Annotated in this window: 18 protein-coding genes; 3 read left to right on the top strand and 15 right to left on the bottom strand. The window is 36.3% G+C overall.

Going from position 1 to position 19,997, the window contains the following annotated elements:
• Positions 1-88 precede the first annotated feature (88 nt).
• The gene (locus tag CPT03_RS22510; RefSeq protein WP_099440915.1) at positions 89-1,786 is read left to right on the top strand and encodes an amino acid permease; all 1,698 of its coding nucleotides are present in this window, start codon (positions 89-91) and stop codon (positions 1,784-1,786) included.
• Between the two features lie 88 nt (positions 1,787-1,874).
• Positions 1,875-2,444: a MarC family protein gene (locus CPT03_RS22505; protein ID WP_099440914.1), complete on the top strand. Its 570-nt coding sequence runs from the start codon at positions 1,875-1,877 to the stop codon at positions 2,442-2,444.
• A 159-nt stretch (positions 2,445-2,603) separates the two neighbouring features.
• Here CPT03_RS22505 and CPT03_RS22500 read toward each other — a convergent pair whose 3' ends face one another.
• The 5 genes from CPT03_RS22500 to CPT03_RS22480 all read right to left on the bottom strand — a co-directional run bounded on the left by CPT03_RS22500 (position 2,604) and on the right by CPT03_RS22480 (position 8,472).
• A complete protein-coding gene (locus CPT03_RS22500; protein ID WP_099440913.1) occupies positions 2,604-3,767 on the bottom strand; it encodes an RNA methyltransferase in 1,164 nt (387 codons plus the stop codon).
• Positions 3,764-4,996 (bottom strand): ABC transporter substrate-binding protein, encoded by a 1,233-nt coding sequence (locus CPT03_RS22495; protein WP_099440912.1) that lies wholly within the window; start codon positions 4,994-4,996, stop codon positions 3,764-3,766. The genes CPT03_RS22500 and CPT03_RS22495 overlap by 4 nt, the downstream gene beginning before the upstream one ends.
• Complete coding sequence (gene guaA / locus CPT03_RS22490) at positions 4,953-6,482, bottom strand: glutamine-hydrolyzing GMP synthase (RefSeq protein ID WP_099440911.1); 1,530 nt, start codon at positions 6,480-6,482, stop codon at positions 4,953-4,955. The genes CPT03_RS22495 and guaA overlap by 44 nt, the downstream gene beginning before the upstream one ends.
• 8 nt (positions 6,483-6,490) lie before the next feature.
• Positions 6,491-6,940: a deoxycytidylate deaminase gene (locus CPT03_RS22485; RefSeq protein WP_245869923.1), complete on the bottom strand. Its 450-nt coding sequence runs from the start codon at positions 6,938-6,940 to the stop codon at positions 6,491-6,493.
• A gap of 98 nt (positions 6,941-7,038) precedes the next feature.
• Positions 7,039-8,472: an MFS transporter gene (locus CPT03_RS22480; protein ID WP_099440910.1), complete on the bottom strand. Its 1,434-nt coding sequence runs from the start codon at positions 8,470-8,472 to the stop codon at positions 7,039-7,041.
• A gap of 169 nt (positions 8,473-8,641) precedes the next feature.
• Here CPT03_RS22480 and CPT03_RS22475 point away from each other — a divergent pair, with 169 nt between their 5' ends.
• Entirely contained in the window at positions 8,642-9,268 is a 627-nt protein-coding gene (locus CPT03_RS22475; RefSeq protein ID WP_099440909.1) for a LysE family translocator, read from the top strand.
• Between the two features lie 73 nt (positions 9,269-9,341).
• Here the strand turns inward: CPT03_RS22475 and CPT03_RS22470 are convergent, their stop codons facing one another.
• The 10 genes from CPT03_RS22470 to CPT03_RS22425 all read right to left on the bottom strand — a co-directional run bounded on the left by CPT03_RS22470 (position 9,342) and on the right by CPT03_RS22425 (position 19,952).
• A complete protein-coding gene (locus tag CPT03_RS22470) occupies positions 9,342-11,243 on the bottom strand; it encodes a class II glutamine amidotransferase (protein ID WP_099440908.1) in 1,902 nt (633 codons plus the stop codon).
• A gap of 84 nt (positions 11,244-11,327) precedes the next feature.
• Positions 11,328-12,158 (bottom strand): glutamate racemase, encoded by an 831-nt coding sequence (murI, locus tag CPT03_RS22465; protein ID WP_099440907.1) that lies wholly within the window; start codon positions 12,156-12,158, stop codon positions 11,328-11,330.
• Positions 12,159-12,264: 106 nt separating this feature from the next.
• Positions 12,265-12,828: an OmpH family outer membrane protein gene (locus tag CPT03_RS22460; protein WP_099440906.1), complete on the bottom strand. Its 564-nt coding sequence runs from the start codon at positions 12,826-12,828 to the stop codon at positions 12,265-12,267.
• 45 nt (positions 12,829-12,873) lie between these two features.
• On the bottom strand, positions 12,874-13,404 hold the full coding sequence (locus CPT03_RS22455) for an OmpH family outer membrane protein (protein ID WP_099441225.1): 531 nt from the start codon (positions 13,402-13,404) through the stop codon (positions 12,874-12,876).
• Positions 13,405-13,419: 15 nt separating this feature from the next.
• Positions 13,420-15,960, bottom strand: coding sequence for an outer membrane protein assembly factor BamA (gene bamA, locus CPT03_RS22450; protein ID WP_410522618.1), 2,541 nt, complete (start codon positions 15,958-15,960; stop codon positions 13,420-13,422).
• 62 nt (positions 15,961-16,022) lie between these two features.
• Complete coding sequence (locus CPT03_RS22445) at positions 16,023-16,763, bottom strand: isoprenyl transferase (RefSeq protein ID WP_099440904.1); 741 nt, start codon at positions 16,761-16,763, stop codon at positions 16,023-16,025.
• Between the two features lie 19 nt (positions 16,764-16,782).
• Positions 16,783-17,598 carry a DUF6089 family protein gene (locus tag CPT03_RS22440; protein ID WP_099440903.1) on the bottom strand — a complete coding sequence of 272 codons (816 nt, stop codon included), beginning with the start codon at positions 17,596-17,598 and terminating at the stop codon, positions 16,783-16,785.
• A gap of 1 nt (position 17,599) precedes the next feature.
• Positions 17,600-18,481 carry an NAD kinase gene (locus CPT03_RS22435; protein ID WP_099440902.1) on the bottom strand — a complete coding sequence of 294 codons (882 nt, stop codon included), beginning with the start codon at positions 18,479-18,481 and terminating at the stop codon, positions 17,600-17,602.
• 44 nt (positions 18,482-18,525) lie between these two features.
• Positions 18,526-19,188 (bottom strand): CBS domain-containing protein, encoded by a 663-nt coding sequence (locus CPT03_RS22430; RefSeq protein ID WP_099440901.1) that lies wholly within the window; start codon positions 19,186-19,188, stop codon positions 18,526-18,528.
• Positions 19,188-19,952 (bottom strand): alpha/beta fold hydrolase, encoded by a 765-nt coding sequence (locus CPT03_RS22425; RefSeq protein ID WP_099440900.1) that lies wholly within the window; start codon positions 19,950-19,952, stop codon positions 19,188-19,190. Before CPT03_RS22425 ends, CPT03_RS22430 begins: the two co-directional genes overlap by 1 nt.
• Between the last annotated feature and the right edge of the window lie 45 nt (positions 19,953-19,997).

Raw genomic sequence — 19,997 nt, 5'->3', positions numbered from 1 at the left:
TTTTATTTTTAGATATATTTTATTTAGGTTTGACGCTTATAATATAAACTAGACGAGTTATAGATACACTTTAACTAAACCTTAAACTATGAATTTTAGAAAGTCAATTGACTTACTTACAAGAGAAGCTGCCGAAAGTGGTGAAGGAACGCTGAAACGGACCCTCGGCCCTGTCAATTTAGTGGCTTTGGGTATTGGTGCAATTATCGGGGCGGGACTATTCTCGATAACCGGATCTGCCGCAGCCAATAATGCAGGCCCTGCAATTACGATATCTTTTGTTATTGCAGCACTGGGTTGCGCTTTTGCTGGCTTATGTTATGCTGAATTTGCTTCAATGATTCCTGTAGCAGGTAGTGCATACACCTACTCTTATGCTACAATGGGTGAATTTATTGCCTGGATTATAGGTTGGGATTTGGTGCTTGAATATGCTTTGGGTGCTGCAACCGTGTCTATTAGCTGGAGCAGATACCTGGTCAAGTTTTTGGCTTATTACGACGTCCACCTGCCCGCACATTTAACCATGTCGCCTTTTGAAACTGCGACCTTGTTAGATGGCACAGTAGTTTCTGGGATGGTTAATTTACCGGCTGTATTTATTATCGTCTTAATGTCTTTTGTATTAATCAGAGGTACTAGTGAATCGGCATTTGTTAACGGACTTATTGTTGCTATTAAGGTTGTAATTGTATTCATTTTTATCCTTTTAGGATGGAAATATATCAATACAGACAACTACTCTCCTTATTTTATTCCGGGTGATAAACCAGGTCATGAAAGTTTATTTACACATGGATGGGGAGGCGTAATACGAGCCGCGGGAATTGTTTTCTTTGCCTATATCGGCTTTGATGCGGTTTCCACTGCAGCTCAGGAGGCAAAAAATCCTAAGAAGGATATGCCAATTGGTATCCTTGTTTCTTTATTTATCTGTACAATTCTATATATCCTTTTTGCGCATGTAATGACTGGTGTAGCTAATTTTGACATGTTTAAAGGTCAGGATGGAATAGCACCGGTTGCAGTTGCAATTGACAATATGGGTGTTAAAAATGCTGCGGGTGTTGTTACTCCGGCTTATCCATGGTTAAACAAATTAATTATTCTGGCAATTTTAGGCGGTTATGCTTCTGTTATCCTGGTGATGTTATTGGGTCAATCGAGGGTATTCTTCTCAATGAGTAAAGACGGATTGTTACCTAAAGTTTTTTCAAAGGTGCATTCTAAATACAGCACTCCGGCTAAAAGCAATTTGTTGTTCATGGTGTTTGTAAGTTTATTTGCTGCATTTGTACCTGCAACGGTTGTTGGTGAAATGACCAGTATTGGTACACTGCTAGCCTTTATTCTGGTATGTATTGGTATTGTTATTTTAAGGAACCGCATGCCTGATTTACCACGTGCATTTAAAGTGCCTTTGGTACCACTTATCCCTATTTTAGGGGTTGCTGTGTGCCTTGGCATGATGGTATTTTTACCTCTTGATACCTGGGTGCGTTTATTGGTGTGGATGATTATTGGTATTAACGTATACCTGTTCTACGGCATGAAAAACAGCTTGTTATCTGACAATTTACAGGCTACATTAGCTAAGAGCACTAAAACTGTTTCGTATGTAGGTGCTGGTCTTGCTGTATTATTGATTGTAGTAGCACTAATTCACCACAATATTACTGACGGTAAAGATACTGGCTTGTACTACTTCTCATTGATATTTGCTGTTGCACATATCTGTTTATACTTATATCGTGCTTCAACATCAAATCAGGTTCAACCAAAATAACTAATCATAATTAGCAATAAAAAAGCCACTCATTCGGGTGGCTTTTTTATTGCTAATTAATTTACCTTTGTACCGTAAATTAACTGCTATGGAATTCAATTTTCGACAAATTCTATCGACCTCAATGGTGCTATTTGCCATCATTGATATACTTGGTTCAATACCTGTAGTTATTGAACTTAGAAAAAAGGCCGGCCATATTCAATCGGAAAAAGCTGCAATTGTTGCAACAGCACTTATGATTATCTTTTTGTTTGCCGGAGAAAGCTTATTAAAGGTTATTGGACTTGATGTTGAATCATTTGCCATAGCAGGTTCATTTGTGATCTTTTTTATCGCAATGGAGATGGTACTGGGCTTAACCATATTTAAAGAAGGCGAAGCTCCTGAAACCATATCAATTGTGCCTTTGGCATTCCCGCTAATTGCAGGTGCGGGCACCATGACTACTTTACTTTCGTTGAAAACTGAATATGCTACCCAAAATATTATTGTGGGTATTATTATGAATATGCTGTTTGTTTATTTCGTGCTAAAAAACACTGAGCGGTTGGAGAAACTTTTTGGCAAATCTGGCTTAAATGTTCTGCGAAAAGCCTTCGGAATTATTCTTCTCGCTATTGCAATTAAACTGTTCAGGAACAATACAGGCTTGTAACAAAAGCCTTTTCTGGTAGTCTAAAATAAAAAATGGTTATGAACAGCTTCGAGCAATTCACGTTGATTATTGGTGTGCTGGCCATATTGTTTGAGACCATAAGTCACATTAAGAGCAAGATTAAGCAATGGTTTGGTACCCATGGGCACTAACCATTGGCTACTTCTTTATGAACCTGGCAATGAACATGGTATCTGCCTTATCTTTATAACCGCTGATTAGTTCCATTTTTTCAAGTTGTACAGGCAGGTTTTCTTCTATCCATGTTACTACATCTTCGTTTTCCTGTTTAAATACCGAACAGGTAATGTATATCAATGGCTTCCCGGTTTTCAGATATTTTACAACGTTTCCGGCTATTGAAGTTTGAAGTTTCGAAAAATAGCTGATCTTATGGCTATCAAAGTAATACAGCATTTCTGGTGTACGGCCCCAGGTACCCGACCCGGAGCATGGTGCATCGAGGATAATCCCATCAAATTCATAATGATGAAGATCCTGATCATTGTTCTGAAGCAGATCTAATACTTTTTTCTGGTACTTTTTTATTCCGGCTTCACCAAAACGCTCTTCGAGGTTGTTTAAGCTATTTTCTCTTACATCACTAACCAACAACTGTACCGTAGGCTCAAGATTGTGTAGAAGCAGCGATTTACCGCCTGATGCCGCACAGCAATCCCACCAATAGTCCCATTTTTTTGGTTGAAAGAAATTTCCGGTTTTTTGTGAGGATAAATCTTGCACCTGATAATATTTCTGAGATGGTAAAATCTTCTCCAGCTTGATTCCGTTTGGCAAAGCTAATGTTGTATCGCTAACTTCTTCAACAACAATTTCAGCTTCTTTTAAAGTTTGAACGAGCTGAGCAACATAACTCGGTTTGACCCGCAAAAAAAGATCGGGTTGTATAAAAAATGACTCATAAAAATCTTGCTTTTCAATATCCTTACTCAGATTCTCATTAAATATAAATACATCTGAAAGTTTAAACAAAGGATATTGTTCTGCTATTAAGGCTATTTTTTCCTGTACAGAAAGGCTTACCTGTTCTTTAAGCTGAGGCAGTTTAGCTTCAATTACAAGACTTACTGTTTGATTGCAAAGAAAATCAGCAATTGCCAGTCTGGCTATAAGATCTTCTTTAAAAAGAGCCTTACCTAATCTGAAAAAGCTATAAATGTATCGGGTAGCCCAACGCCTGTCGGACGACCCCATCTGTTTATGCTGTTTAAAGTAAGTAAACAGGAACCGATGTAATGGCTGCGTACCATCGTAACTATTAAAGACCTGTTCAAATGCCCTGATCTGGTGTTCTACCCTCATTCAATAAGATTTAAAGAAAAGTTCTGGTAACGTAGCAACATTAAGCTGGCATTAATATAACCTAATTTTTCGTCATGGTAGAAAGAAAAACTATTATGAAGCCCTTTGTACTTTTCCTCGGTAATATATTTCAGGTAATCTTTTCCGTGCTTTGAAATTAAATGACCGAAGTAAAAACCGATATCGAATCCTTTAAATGAATATTCACCAGGCTCAAAGTTAAATGCAGTCCTATATTTTTTTATAAATGAGATCACATGATTGTTCTTGTAATCAACTTTATAAGATGATGTTACAGCAGTATTTAACAATTGAAGCTTATCTGTATTATAATTTTGTTTTATCCAGTCGGGATGACCATACAAATCAATATCCAGACCGCTGTTTTTTAATTTCACTAATTTATCAAGTGTTGGAATTACAAATTTCCTGTCTGGAGAAGTTACAATAATGATGTATTTTTTATCCTTCATCAGTTTTAACTCCATGGTAAACACAGAAGCAAATTCCTGAAAAGTGAACTTCTTCTTATTGTTTTCAAAATAAGCTTTTAAAGGCGCAGACAGTAGTTTACTACCAGGGTCCTGTGGATCTATAAGTACTAAAACCGTGTTTTCCGGATTGTAATGTTTAGTGATATAAAATCCTAACTTTTCGGCGTGCAGGTCTATATTATTTACAATAGAGATCAAATTAGGATTATTAAATTCCTGCGGGTGTGTAGCTGCAAGAGGATTAACAACTGGAATACCCTTTGCTATAGAATAATCTTTAATGTATTTTAGTCCATCAGGATAGACAGGCCCCACAATTAGATTACTGTTAATTAGTCCTTGATTCTTAATGAGTCCCTCTATTTGACTATTATTGTCGCGGGTATCATATACATTAAGTTTAAAATTCAGGCCTTGTTCTGCTGCCGAATCTATTCCAAGCTTAAAACCCTGATAAAAATCGATGGCCATTGCAGATTTTTCGATATCTGCCTTGGTAGCGGTTTTAAGTCTTAAATCATTTAATTTAAACGGAATAAGCAGAGCAATATCAGCCTGCGTAAATTTAGCCGCAGGCTTTTCTTTTTTCTCTTCTACCTTTTTAGGAACATCGGGCTTTTTAACAGGGGCTTTTTGAATTTTAGGTGAACATGCAGCTAAAAAAAGACCTATAAAAGCTATTACCCAATATTTACTCCCACTCAATTGTAGCTGGTGGTTTTGAGCTGATATCATACACGACGCGATTAATTCCTTTTACTTTGTTAATTATTTCATTAGAAATTTTTGCGAGTACGTTATATGGCAGATGGCACCAATCGGCAGTCATACCGTCAACTGATTCAACTGCGCGAAGGCAAATTACGTTTTCATATGTACGCTCATCACCCATTACACCAACAGATTGAACTGGAAGGAATATGGCTCCTGCCTGCCAAACTTTATCGTAAAGGCCGGCTTCCTTTAAGTTATCGATATAGATGGCATCTGCTTCCTGAAGAATAGCAACTTTCTCGGCGGTTACTTCACCAAGAATTCTGATTGCTAATCCAGGACCCGGGAAAGGATGACGGCCAATAATAAAGTGTTCAAGACCTAATGATTTGCCCACTCTTCTTACTTCATCCTTAAATAGGGTATTAAGAGGCTCTACCACCTTTAACTTCATGAAATCAGGCAAGCCACCTACGTTATGGTGCGATTTGATTGTAGCAGAAGGGCCTTTAACAGATACCGATTCAATAACATCAGGATAAATAGTTCCTTGTGCTAACCATTTTACATCCTGAACCTCATGGGCCTCATCATCAAATACCTCGATAAATACACGTCCGATTGCTTTACGCTTTAATTCAGGATCTTTAACTTTTGCAAGCTGGCTAAGGAAACGCTCTTTGGCATCAACTCCTTTTATATTTAAACCAAGGTGTTTGTACTGTTCTAATACAGATTCGTACTCTCCTTTACGCAACAAACCATTATCTACAAAAATACAATGCAGGTTTTTTCCGATTGCTTTATGCAATAAGATTGCGGCAACGCTTGAATCAACACCTCCTGAAAGGGCCAGAACAACTTTATCGTTACCTAATTTAGCTTGTAACTCAGCAATGGTCGTTTCAACAAATGCATCTGGAGTCCACTCTTGTTTACATCCGCAGATATCTACAAGGAAGTTTTCCAACAATTGTTTACCATCAGTACTATGTGTCACCTCAGGGTGAAACTGGATTGCATAGGTTTCCGAATCGTTAACCTGGTAAGCGGCAACTTTTACGCTATCTGTACTGGCTATAAGTTCAGCATTTGCAGGCATTGCGGTAATTGTATCACCATGTGACATCCAAACTTGCGACCCTGTATTTATATTTTTGAATAACTTATTATTTTCTGCTACAAAGCTTAGGTTGGCTCTGCCGTATTCGCGTATTGTAGAAGCTTTAACCTCTCCACCGGTATGTTGGGCAATATACTGAGCTCCATAACAAACTGCTAAAACAGGGTAATGTTTATGGAATTTTTCAAGATCAATCTGAGGTGCGTCTTCCTGACGAACTGAGTATGGACTACCTGAAAATATGATGCCTTTAACGTCAGATGAGATTTCAGGGATATTATTGAAGGGATGAATTTCGCAATAAACATTTAATTCGCGTACCCTACGGGCAATTAATTGTGTGTATTGAGAACCAAAATCGAGAATTATGATTTTTTCTAGCATGGCCAAAGTTAAGAATATTTAATTACCTCCACACCAAATCTTCGCAGAAAATCAACACCTTCATCGCTTGACAAGCCCTTATACTCTGCATAGGAATCTTTATAGTAAACTAATTTAATACCTGACGATAATATTAACCTGGCACAAGCAATGCATGGCGACAAGGTGGTATACAAAGTTGACCCCGATATTTTAGACCCATTTTTTACTGCATACAATATAGCATTCTCTTCTGCATGTAATGCAAGAGAACAACTGCCACGAGAATCTCTGTCGCATCCAGTTTCCGGCCATTCTTCATCACAGTTATGGGTACCTGAAGGCGGACCATTATAACCAATGGAGATAATCCTTGTATCTTTTGTTAATACAGCACCTACATGGGCACGCACACAGTGTGAGCGATGCGACAAATCGGTAGCCAAATTCATAAATATATCTTTAAATCCTTTCTTCATCTGATGCATTTTAATTCAAAAAAACGGCTGGCAAATATAGGGTAAAAAAAAAACTTCCCTCCTTTACACAAAGAGGGAAGTTTTTATCCGCGGGCACCTTAATGTCCTCCGGCTATCTTTTTATCAAAATCAATTCCTTGTTTTCTAAGAATACCACTTACTTTCCATGCATAATATGCAAGGTATGCAAAGCAAAGTACACCTATTATATAACTGTATTGAATACCTGTAAACTCAGATACATATCCTTGTATCCAGCTAACAATTCCTCCACCCATGATCATCATGATCAAAAAGCTACTTCCCTGGCTTGTGTTTTTACCTAACCCGCTAACTGCAAGGGTAAAAATACAAGGCCACAGTGTGCTGCAAAATAAACCTACACTTGTTAGAGCATATACACTAACCATGCCTTTTGTAAACATACCTATTAAGATGGCAGCGATACCAATGAAAGAGAATATCAGCAACATTCTGGCTGGGTTTCCTTTACTGGCCATATCAGCAATAATCAATACTAAGATTATTAGGCCATATACATAAAACGGAGCTAAATCATGATGAAATATAGCATTCACACCCAGGAATATTCCAAAAGCCAGGTATGGCGCAATAAATCTTAATATTTTCTGTGTACCTACATTGTCTGTAAAAGCCTCAACAGCTCCTGTCCATCTTCCGATCATCATACTGGCCCAGTATAAAGATACGTAAGGGGCAATATCTTTAATTGCAAAGCCCAGGTCTTTTTCCATATAAGCAGGTAAGTTACTAGCGGTAGACACCTCAACTCCAACATATACAAATATGGCAATCATACCCAATACCAGCTGAGGGTATTTTAAAGCTGAACCTTTATGGCTTGCATCATCATCAACTGATTCAACTAAATTTGGTCTGTCTGGTAAAGGAGATAACTTTAAAAATATTGCAACCGCAATAAAAGCTGCTCCTAAAATTAAATATGGAATTTTAACACTTTCAATACTTACATCTTCACTTGCTGTTGATAATGAGCCAAAAATGGCAAAACTTACAATTAATGGTCCTATTGTAGTACCAAAGTTATTAATACCACCAGCTAAGGTTAAGCGCTGGGATCCCGTTTTAATTGGCCCCAATGCAATAGCTAACGGATTTGCCACCGTTTGCTGCAATGAAAACCCTAATGCCACAATGAATAACCCTGATAACATTAGTGGAAATGAGCCAATGTTTGCGGCTGGATAAAATAATAAGGTTCCCACTGCAGAAATAACTAAACCCAAGGCTAAAGAATTTTTATAACCTAGCTTATTTACAACATCCTGCTTCATTAACACTGAAATTGCGTTATAAATTAATGCGCCAACGGTATATGCAATATAGAATGCAAGTGATACCCATTGGCTTTGGCTTTGAGTTAAGTCAAACGCTTTTTTAAATACTGGTATTAATATGTCGTTACTGGCGGCTACGAAGCCCCAAAAAAAGAATACTGTGACTAAGGGTATAAACTGCCCCCATTTGGTTTGAGAATTTTCTGAACTCATTTTTAAACTTGGTTTTTTAGAATGCTAAACATAAATAAAAAAAACTATAAGCTAAAGTGTAATGTTTACACAATACAGAGTGTTATATATCTGTATGAAAACTAGTAAAAAAATAAGGTCACTTTATGTTTAAAAATCGCATATTAGCGTATTATATATGTTAAGCTGAATGTTTGAAGCAATATTACAAGGGATAGGTGCGGGGATTTTATTTTCGTTTTTAACGGGTCCCGTATTTTTTTCCATGATAAAAACCAGCATTGAAAAAGGCTTTAAAGCTGGTTTCTCTTTAGCTATAGGAGTAGTTTTCAGCGACATAATTTTTATATCGCTTACTATATTCAGTTCACAATTTGTTGACTATAAATCTGAGTACAATCAATATATTGGTATTATTGGCGGGCTGTTTCTTTTTGGAATTGGCCTTTACTATCTTTTCAGTAAAGTAAAAGTAAGTTACGATATCTCAGAAACGGTAAAAATCAAAAAAAGAGGCTATATCCTAAAAGGATTTTTAATGTGCCTGTTATCCCCTTCCACTTTAATGTTCTGGATTATGGTTGGAGGTATTATTTCTGTTCAGCTCCATTATGACATGGCAGAAAAGGTTGTATTCTTTGTAATAGCAATGGCAACCCAGCTTTCGGTTGACTGTATTAAAACCTATTACGCAGCGAAATTAAGGTACAGAATAAAAGAAAAAAGCATCCAGAACCTCAATAAAATTGCAGGGGCTGTGATATTAATCTTTGCGATCAGATTATTTATTCAGGTATTTATTAAATATAATATGTAAATAAATATAATAAAAAAGGCCCCGGTATATTTGACATACAAACCGGGGCCTTTTTTATTTGATGATTAACTTACTAGTAAGCTCTTTGGTTATTTCCTTCTTTCCAGTTTACAAAGGCTTTGTTAACAACCTTATTTCCTCCAGGAGTTGGGTAATTGCCTGAGAAGTACCAATCACCTGTGTGATTTGGGCAAGCAATATGTAAGTTATCTAAAGTCTGATAAATCACTTCTACCTCAGCACTGATATTAGTCGGAGTTATGATCTTAGTAATTTGTGCAGAGATTTCTTCTTGTGTAAACGGCCTGTAAATATCCTTTACATGATTTACAATCTCCTCTTTTGGAAGCAATAATGAAGCTTTACATTTTTGATATACTTCCTCTATCACATGTTCCATACCACGAGATTTTAAAAGCTGAATTGCGGCTTCAAAAGCAACAAACTGCCCCATCTTAGACATATCAATACCATAGCAATCCGGATAACGGATCTGAGGTGCCGATGAAACAATAATGATCTTTTTAGGGTGCAGTCTATCAATAATTTTGATAATACTCTGTTTAAGAGTTGTACCTCGAACAATTGAATCGTCTACCGCCACTAAAGTATCTGTATGATTTTTTATTACACCGTATGTGGTATCATAAACATGGGCAACCATATCACCTCTATCTGCGTCCTGTGTAATAAATGTTCTTAACTTAACATCTTTAATCGCTAATTTCTCTACCCTTGGCGACATGGACAATAGCTCATCCAATTGTTCGTCATTCAAGGAATCTTTACGATGCAATAAAGTATCTTTTTGTACATTTCTGATGTAACTATGTAACCCTTCAACCATTCCATAAAACGAAACTTCGGCAGTATTAGGGATAAAAGAGAATACTGTGTTTTTTAAATCCGATTTTACTGCACTAAGTATTTGCTTACAAAGTAACGCCCCTAAATGCTTTCTTTCTCTATAGATTTCAGCATCGCTACCTCTTGAAAAATAGATACGCTCAAAAGAACATGCTCGTTTTGTTTCAGGTTCTCTAAATATCTCTTGCGTTACTTTACCGTTTTTCTTAACGATTAGAGCATGACCAGGTTCAATTTCTTTAACATCTTTAAATGGAATATTAAATGCCGTCTGAATTGCCGGTCTCTCTGAAGCTGCAACAACAATCTCATCATCCTGATAATAGTAAGCAGGACGAATACCAGAAGGATCACGAAGAATAAATGCATCGCCGTTTCCAACAATACCGGAAATTGCATATCCTCCATCCCAATTTTTTGCAGAACGTTTTAAGATTTTTGCGATGTCTAAATTCTCAGAGATTTTATGAGTGATCTGAACATTATCAAGACCTTCTTTTTTATACTCATCAAAAAGCTCCTGATTTTCATCATCAAGGAAATGGCCTATTTTTTCTAAAACTGTAACCGTATCAGCCTGTTCTTTTGGATGCTGACCAAGTTCATAAAGCTGTTCAAGTAACTCATCAACATTTGTCATGTTAAAATTACCAGCAATAACAAGATTACGGGTCATCCAATTGTTTTGACGTAAAAATGGGTGACAGTTCTCAATACTATTTTTTCCGTGTGTTCCATAACGTAAATGACCAAGTAAAACTTCGCCAATAAAACTCACATTGTTTTTTAACCACTCTGCATCCTGCATTAACTCAGGAGTTTCGTTTTGAATATCAACAAATTTGTGCTGAACGTAACCAAAAATATCTGCAACAGCATTTTGTGCCATTGAGCGGTATCTGCTTATATAGCGATGACCTGGTTTTACGTCTAGTTTAATTGTTGCAATCCCTGCTCCATCCTGCCCACGGTTGTGCTGCTTTTCCATTAACAGGTAAAGCTTGTTAAGTCCATAAAGTGCAGTCCCGTATTTTTGCTGGTAGTATGAGAGAGGTTTTAAAAGGCGGATAAAGGCAATTCCGCATTCATGTTTTATTGAGTCACTCATTATGTGTTATTTGAGCCGCAAATTTACCTTTAATAATAATCAGAACCTAGAAAGAAATTCAATCTTTACGTCAGATTACAATCATCAGATTTTCAGGGAAATATGATGCGAAACAACCTCAGATCCAAAAAATATTGTTGCATGCCGGTTAAAGACTTCCTCATCGCCGGAAGTATAAAATGATTTCTTTCCCTCTGTTGCTACCATTGATTCAATTTCGGGATGATTTTTCAGATACAATACAAGGCTATCAGCAACAATATCACCCTGCCCTAAGATACTTACATTCTCTGGAAGTTTCTCCATTATTTTAGGGATAAGCAAGGGGTAATGTGTACAAGCTAAAAGGATACAATCAATATTACTATCCTTCTCCAACAATTCCTTAATATATTTCTCTACAAAATAGTCTGCACCAGGATCAAGGTGTTCGTTATTTTCCACAAGAGGCACCCACATCGGACAACTTTGCTGCAGAACCTTCACTTCAGGAAAAAATTTATTAATTTCTATCAGATAAGACTCAGAATTAATCGTCCCCCGGGTTCCCATTACTCCAATAGTATTTGATGAAGTAAACGAGCCCACTATTTCTGCTGTTGGCCTGATCACGCCAAGAACTCTGTTATCTGGATATTTAAAAGGCAATACATTTTGCTGTATTGAACGGAGAGCTTTTGCCGAAGCTGTATTACACGCCAGAATAACCAATTGACATCCTTGAGCAAATAACCACTCTACACATTCTAAAGTATATTGGTAAACAGTTTCAAACGAATGATCTCCATAAGGTGAGCGCGCATTATCACCAAAATAAATGTAGTTGTACTTCGGAAGTTTTTCAGCTATTGATTTAAACACAGTTAAACCACCATAACCTGAGTCGAAAACACCAATGGAATGCTTAATATTCATTATAAAAAAACGGGATTGAGTTTTATCACTCAATCCCGCAATTTAGATATTTTTTGCTCTGTTAACTGTTTTCTTTTAAATGTTCTGACAGAGATTTGATTTTCAATTATTTTTTAGGTGCAGGAGTTGCAGCAGTAGCAGCAATACCTAATTTAGTTTTTACAAGAGGTGTGATGTCTTCGCCACCATCCCAGTAAACTAATCCCTGGTTTGCAGTATCAAACACATAAGTAAATCCTTTTTCTTTTGAAACTGCTTTAATAGCAGCATCGGCTTTTACTTGAATTGGGTTAAATAATTCTGCATTTTTTTGCTCTAATTCTTGTTGAGCTTTAGTTCTTGCATCTGTAATGCGTTTCTCTAAATCTTGCAATTCAGCACCAGCTGTTTGTAATTCCTTACCAACAGTTTCCTTATTTGCTTCGCTCAAAGTTTTTTCTTTGTCCTGAGCAGCTTTAAGTTTAGTCTGATATTCAGAAATCATTTTATCAATATCAGCAGTTTTCGTTTTTTGAAAGGCCTCTAATGTGGTTCTGGCGGTTTTAACTTCAGGCATTGCTTCAATAATAGCTGCTGAATTTAAGTGCGCCAATTTTTGTTGTGCATTTGCTATGTTAACAGTGAACAATAACCCAGCTGTTACAAAAAATGCGTTCATTAACTTTCTCATCTCTATTTTTCTTAATAATTGTTTTTAATTTATCTGTTTGTGTGTTTATTTCAACATTGTTCCTGGTTTGAAACCCAATCTAACTATAACGTCGTTACTTACGTCATAAGTACTGCTCGCATATATCATCATTGTAGCTTCACTACTTTTATCAAATATAAAATCCAGAAGCTTAACTTTGGCTATTTCAGCAATAGCCTTTGTAACCTTATCCTGAATTGGACTTAACAATTTTGAGCGAGTTTGAAAAAGATCCCCATCAGGACCAAATATTTTACGCTGAAATTCTTTTGCTGCTTTTTCTTTTTCAATGATCTCATTTTCTCTTCTCTTGCGCATGTCTTCCGTTAACAATACCTGATCTGCCTGATAAGCTTTATACATCTTATCAATCTCAGTAAAGTTTGCATCAACTTTTTCTTGCCATTGCTGAGATAACACATTCATTTGATCCAATGCAGATTTATACTCAGGCAAATGTTTAAGTATATATTCAGTATCTACGTAAGCAAACTTTTGTGCAAATGCCCCAAACCCTGTAAAAAGTAAAAAGCATATTAAAAAATATTTTTTCATATTTAAAAGCATTAATTAAAGTCCTCCCAATTGTTGTGCAATACTGAAGGTAAAGTTTTGTCTTCCGCCATCAGTAATGCCTGGAATTTTATCAAAGGCATGACCATAATCAATTCCCAACATTCCAAATATCGGTAAAAATATTCTAGCACCAATACCTGCTGTTCTTCTAACATTAAACGGATTAAAATCACCAAACTTGTTCCAGGTATTACCACCCTCAGCAAATGCCAAGATAAAAGCTGTTGCTTGCTGGCTAGCAATAACCGGATACCTCAATTCCATAACATACTTGGTAAAGATAGGACTTCCAGAATTCTGTGCAATAGTTGCATTCGATCCTTGTGGAATAACTGCATTATTTGCATATCCACGCATTTTAATTACTTCTGAACCTTGTAAGAAATCAAATCCCTGCATACCATCACCCCCTAATTTGAAACGCTCGAAAGCTGATTCACCAACAGCCGAATTATATGTTCCAAGGAAACCAAACTGAGCCTGTGCCATTACAACGAATTTTCCAGCCAGTCTTTGGAACCATTGAGATTCGAACTTCCATTTATGATATTCAGTAAACTTATAACGTTGTTTATCAGACGCCGTTGCGTAGTTTATATTGTTCAAAAGAGAATAAGGAGGAGTTGCCTGAACAGTGAATCTAAAGAATGAACCCTCAGTTGGGAAAATCTGATGATTTCTCGAATCTCTGGAAAGCTCCTGAGTTAAGTTTAGGTTGTAAGAAGTACCTGTGCTAAATAAATAACCCGGATAATTATTCAAAATATATTGCTGAACGTTAATAGCATGGGTTAACTGGAAATAGTTGTCAGGAAAATTCAATCTTCTTCCTAAACTAACAGTAACACCATTTAATCGAATCTTTTGGAACCTGCTATCAGCAGCTTTCAAACCATTTGATTGTAATGATGTAAAAGCACTTACACCAAAACTGATTGGTTTCTTACCACCAAGCCAAGGCTCAGAGAAAGAGAAACTGTAAGATTGATAATACTTACCATTTGTTTGCCCACGAAGACTTAATTTCTGTCCATCCCCTTTAGGCAAAGGTTTGTAAGAATCCAGATTAAATATATTTTTTAATGAGAAGTTATTAAATGTAAGCCCTAGTGTTCCGATGATATTACCACCACCAAAACCACCTGATAATTCAATCTGATCTGAAGGCTTTTCTTCTACTGCATACTCGATATCTACTGTACCATCTGCCGGATTCGGTTTTGGGGTAGGAACCGTTTTAGATTCATCAAAGTTACCCAATTGTCCGATCTCGCGAACAGTACGGATCAATAGATCTTTAGAGAACTTTTCTCCCGGTTTTGTGCGGATCTCTCTTAGTACTACCCTATCATTTGTAATGGTATTTCCTTTTAAAGTAATACGGTTATTGGTATACTGTGGTCCTTCATAAATACGCATTTCAACGTCTACAGTATCGCCATGAATTTTAGTCTGTACCGGATCCACGTTGAAAGTTAAATAACCGTCATTAAGATAAATACTTGAAACGTCATCCCCGTTGGCACTGCCTCTTAATTTCTTTTCCAGCTTTTCTTCACTAAATACTTCGCCTTTTTCAATACCAAGTGTTTTTTCTAATATATCAGTTGTATACTTAGCATTACCAGCCCAGCTAATATCACCAAAATAATATTTAGGACCTTCGTATACTTCGATATTAATGCCAATGGCCTTATCGCTATACTGATAAATGCTATCCTTAAGGATAACGGCATCACGATAACCCTTATCCTGCATTTTTGCAATAAGTGTTACTTTATCTTCATCATATTTCTCCTTATTGAATTTTCCGGAGCCAAATACTTTATAAAACGCCTGCTGTTTTGTTTTCTTCAAGAACTTACGCAGCTTAGCTGATGAAAAATCCTTATTTCCTGAAAAGTTTATCTCATGAACTTTTACTTTCCTACCCTTATCAACAAATACTTGCAAAACCATTCCGTTCTCCAAACTCGGATCAGGTTTGGTTTTATACTCAACAGTAGTAAAGAAGTAACCTTTACCCAAAAGAAATTTCTTTATTGTTGCAGTTGTTGAATTGTATAGATTGTCGTTGATAATAGATTTACCACTTTTCTCATTTAATTTTTCAAGAATATCAGTTTTTTGCGACTTACTTACACCATTAATTTCAAATGAACTTAAACGAGGTCGTTCAACTACTTCAATATCAAAATAAACAGTATCCTCAACTATTTTAGCTATGTCTAACTGCACATCATCAAATAAGCCCTGAGCCCATAAAGTTTTTATTGCATTGGCTGTAGCCTCTCCGGGCAAAACAATACTTTCGCCCTTAATTAACTTAGATAAAGTAATAATTACCTCCTTGTCAATGAAATGAGTTCCAGTAAGTGTAACCCCTCCAATAATGTACTCTTTTGGATTAAAATAATCCAAATCCAGCCCCTTAACTTTAAGGGTAGGCGGTGCAGTATTGGACGGTCGGGTAATCTGTGCCATTGTTGGTAAACCAATCAATAACAATAATATGAGTTGATATATTCTTTTCATTTACAATCTAAAATCGATGCTAAGTTAATTTAAACACATGTTAAAAAGTGTTAAAAGTAAAATTAGTTCAGTTGTTCACTAATTTTACCAAAGCGGCGTTCACGTTTTTGATAGTCTACAATAGCCTCAAAAAGGTCTTCTCGCCTAAAGTCGGGCCATAGCGTTTCAGTAAAATAAAGTTCTGTATAGGCAATTTGCCATAACAAGAAATTACTAACCCTATGCTCGCCGCTTGTTCTGATCATCAGTTCAGGATCAGGAATGTTTACTGTAGTTAACTCAGCTGCAAAATTTTCTTCATTAATGTCTTCAATATTTAATTCCTGATCTTTCACCTTCTGCGCCAGTTTCTTAGCAGCATTAACTATCTCCCACTTAGCACTATAACTCAATGCTAAAGTCAAAGTACAGCGGGTATTTTTTGCTGTATTTTCCATAGCGCTATGTAAGTCGTCAATACATTTTTGAGGTAACGAAGCAATATCGCCTATTGCATTTAAACGGATGTTATTTTTATTAAGGGTTGCAGTTTCCTGGTTGATTGTTGATATCAGCAACTCCATCAAAGCATTAACCTCTTCAATAGGTCTGTTCCAGTTTTCTGTTGAAAAAGCATAAACAGTTAAATATTTTATTCCTATATCAGCGCAACCTTCTACAATATCTTTTACAGACAATACGCCACTTTCATGACCAAAGTGCCTGAATTTACCCTGATTTTTTGCCCATCGCCCATTTCCATCCATTATGATGGCAATGTGCTCTGGCAAGCGTGTTATATCGATTTGTTCTTTAAATCCCATTAATTTCCTGCAAATATGCCTAAAATGTATAACATTTTTGGGACACAAAGGTATAAGATATGCCAATACCTACAAACATATATGTATCTCTTTTTCTAAAATCTCCTCTTTGAGTGTACTGAAAATCAGTGGAAGTAGGATTTGACGGGTTTGAAAGCAGTTTATTTATCATTGGATTTGGCTCATTATCCCAATGTGTGGCCCCAGGATATAAACCACTAACATCATCCAGATAATCAGTGTGGGCAGTCCTATAACCAATTTGACTAAACAAGCCCCAGTTTTCTTTCAATTTTACCTTTACCCCTACCCCATAAGGGATAGTAATTGCATAATTTCTATAGGGCACATTTTGTCCTTCTGTATAATAATCTCTTAAATAATATTTCCTATCCTCTAACCCTGCAACATTATGGTATCTGGCTGTAGGATTATATAAAACCCCTCCTATTCCTGTAAAAATATATGGAGAAAAGTTCTTGGTGCCTCCTCCCGCAAAGTATTCAAAAAAATTAAAGTCTACCTGTAAGCTAACTTCATTTAATGCTGTGTTAAAATTAAGCCCCCTACTCCTAAAATGTTCATTAGTAGATTTGGTATCATCTGCTTTTATCTTTCCATAATTATAGTGGAGCCCAACTGCCCAATATGGATCTATATTCACTTTTACAAATGCTCCGGCCGACATCCCACTTATTTTTAATGGTCTATTTTGATTCAGATCACCTAAATAACCTGCTCCACCGGCAATAGCTCCAACCTCAAAAACCTGGGCTTTTGCACTGATTCCACAAAGAAACACTGCAAGAAAATAAACAAGTTGCTTCTTATACATTCTAATAATTCCGGGTATCTATCCCCCAAAGTAATTTATTCCTTAAGGTAGTTAAATAGGTCTCATTATTGAGCCTGATTAAATTTACATGAAAACTGGCTTTATTTAATATTATTTTAACCGACTTATCAACTGTCTCTGTTCTTGAATCGCACGAAACTAAAAATTTAGCACTCCTTGCCTCAATTTCAAAAGTTAACGATACATCGTCAGGAATTATAACCGGCCTTACATTTAAATTGTGAGGGGCAATTGGCGTAATAACAAAGTTTTGTGAACTTGGATAAATAATTGGCCCTCCGCAACTTAATGAGTAAGCCGTGGAACCTGTTGGAGTTGCAATAATTAACCCATCAGCCCAGTACGAATTAACAAACTCATTATTCATATAAGCATGGATAATCATCATGGCTGAATTATCTCTTCTATGAATAGTAATATCATTCAGTGCAAAGTTTTCGTCGCCAAATAACCCGTGTTTAGAAGTTAAACTCAATAGGCTCCTTTTATCGAGGGTAAACTCTCTGTTATGCAATGCCTCAAAGGCTTTCTTTATTTCATCTTTGTTAATACTGGCCAAGAATCCCAAACGACCAAAGTTAATTCCAATAACAGGGATCCCAGAGTCACGGATTAACGATAAAGTGTCAAGCAGGGTTCCATCACCACCTAAGCTTAACAACACATCTGTTTCTCCTAAAAGATCATCATGACAGGTAAAAATCTGGATATTTGCAGGCAATTTGATTTTATCTTTTATAAAATCGAGGTATTTATCATAAACCAGAATCGGGTTATTATAACTTTCGAGAACATTAAATACTTCCTGCACATAAGGCAATACACTATTATTGAACTCTCTACCGTAAATTGCAATCTTCATTAATGTATTTTCATTTTGCGGTTATGAAATCTGTATAAGCCCAGCTATACATTTAAATAATTCATAAAAGAATTAAATCTGTCTTCAGTACCATTATCAGATATAGTACTGTTAAATACAGCCTTAACCTGATAGTTGTAACGCTCAAAAGAAGCTATAATTCCGGAAAGCTCAGTTTTATTAATTTTCAAAGTGACTTCCAATCGGGTAGAATCTGGAAAAGATTGCACATATGACGAAAGAATCTGAGCATTATCTGCTTCAACAATCTGAGCCATGTGTGACAATGAATTATTTCTATTACTTATCTCCAAAACGATTATGCCACCATATTCCTTTACTGCGTAAATATTTGAGGTATATTCCAAAATGCTGTTTACAGATATAAGACCCAGATAATTTTTTTTATAATCCAAAACTGGCACCACCGATAAATGTAGCTGATTAAACAGCCTAATTATGTCATAGACATGAACATCCTCAGATACAAATGGATTTAAAATAGAAAGTGATAAACTACCTATTGATTGTTCAACGTCCCTGATTTCAATTAACTCTTCCTCTGCAACCAGGCCTAAAAATTGCGTTTCGTTAACAATTGGTAAATGGGATAATTTGAACTCAGCCATTCTATCCAAAGATTTCTGAACCGTATCAGAAGTCTTTAGCGGTGGTATTGAATTAGATATGAGTTCAGATGCAAACATTATTTGAGTAAAATTCTATTTAAAAACTTATCCAGGTACTCATTAAAAACCTGTGGTCGCTCCATCATTGGTGCATGACCACATAAATCTACCCAATTCAATTCTGAATTCGGCAAAAGTTCATGAAATTCTTCTGCAACTTCAGGTGGTGTTACTTTATCTTGTTTACCCCAGATCAAAGAAACCGGTATAGTTATACGGGAAAGATCTTTTGACATATTATGACGGATAGCAGACTTTGCCAGTGCAAGTATTCTGATTACCCTTGAGCGGTCATTAACACTTTTATAAACTTCTTCAACCAACTCTGGTGTTGCCGTAGCAGGGTCATAAAAAGTAAACTCTACTTTTTCCTTAATATATTCATAACTCTCTCTTCTCGGAAAGGATCCTCCAAATGCATTTTCATACAATCCGGAACTGCCTGTCAGTACCAAGGCCTTTACATGTTCTTGATGAGAAACCGTAAATACCAGGCCAACATGGCCCCCAAGTGAGTTGCCTATTAAGACTACCTGTCCAAGCTTTTTGAACTTAATAAATTTATATATGTGTTTAGATAAACTCTTTACACCGAGTGTTAATATTGGCAGATCATAAATAGGTAAAATTGGAACTATTACATGATAATTTTCTTTAAAATGATCAATTGCATCTTCCCAGTTGCTTAGCTCTCCCATCAAACCATGAAGTAATACCAGGGTCTCACCTTTTCCAGCTTCTATGTATTTAAACCCATCTTCTTCTATTACTTCGTATCTCATATTGAATATTTTGTAAGGTATGCTACTAAGTTAGTAGACTAAAAT

The organism is Pedobacter ginsengisoli (genome assembly GCF_002736205.1).
Lineage (GTDB): Bacteria > Bacteroidota > Bacteroidia > Sphingobacteriales > Sphingobacteriaceae > Pedobacter > Pedobacter ginsengisoli_A.
Note: the sequence above shows the minus strand (reverse complement) of the source record. Positions and strands in the feature narration are given on the sequence as shown.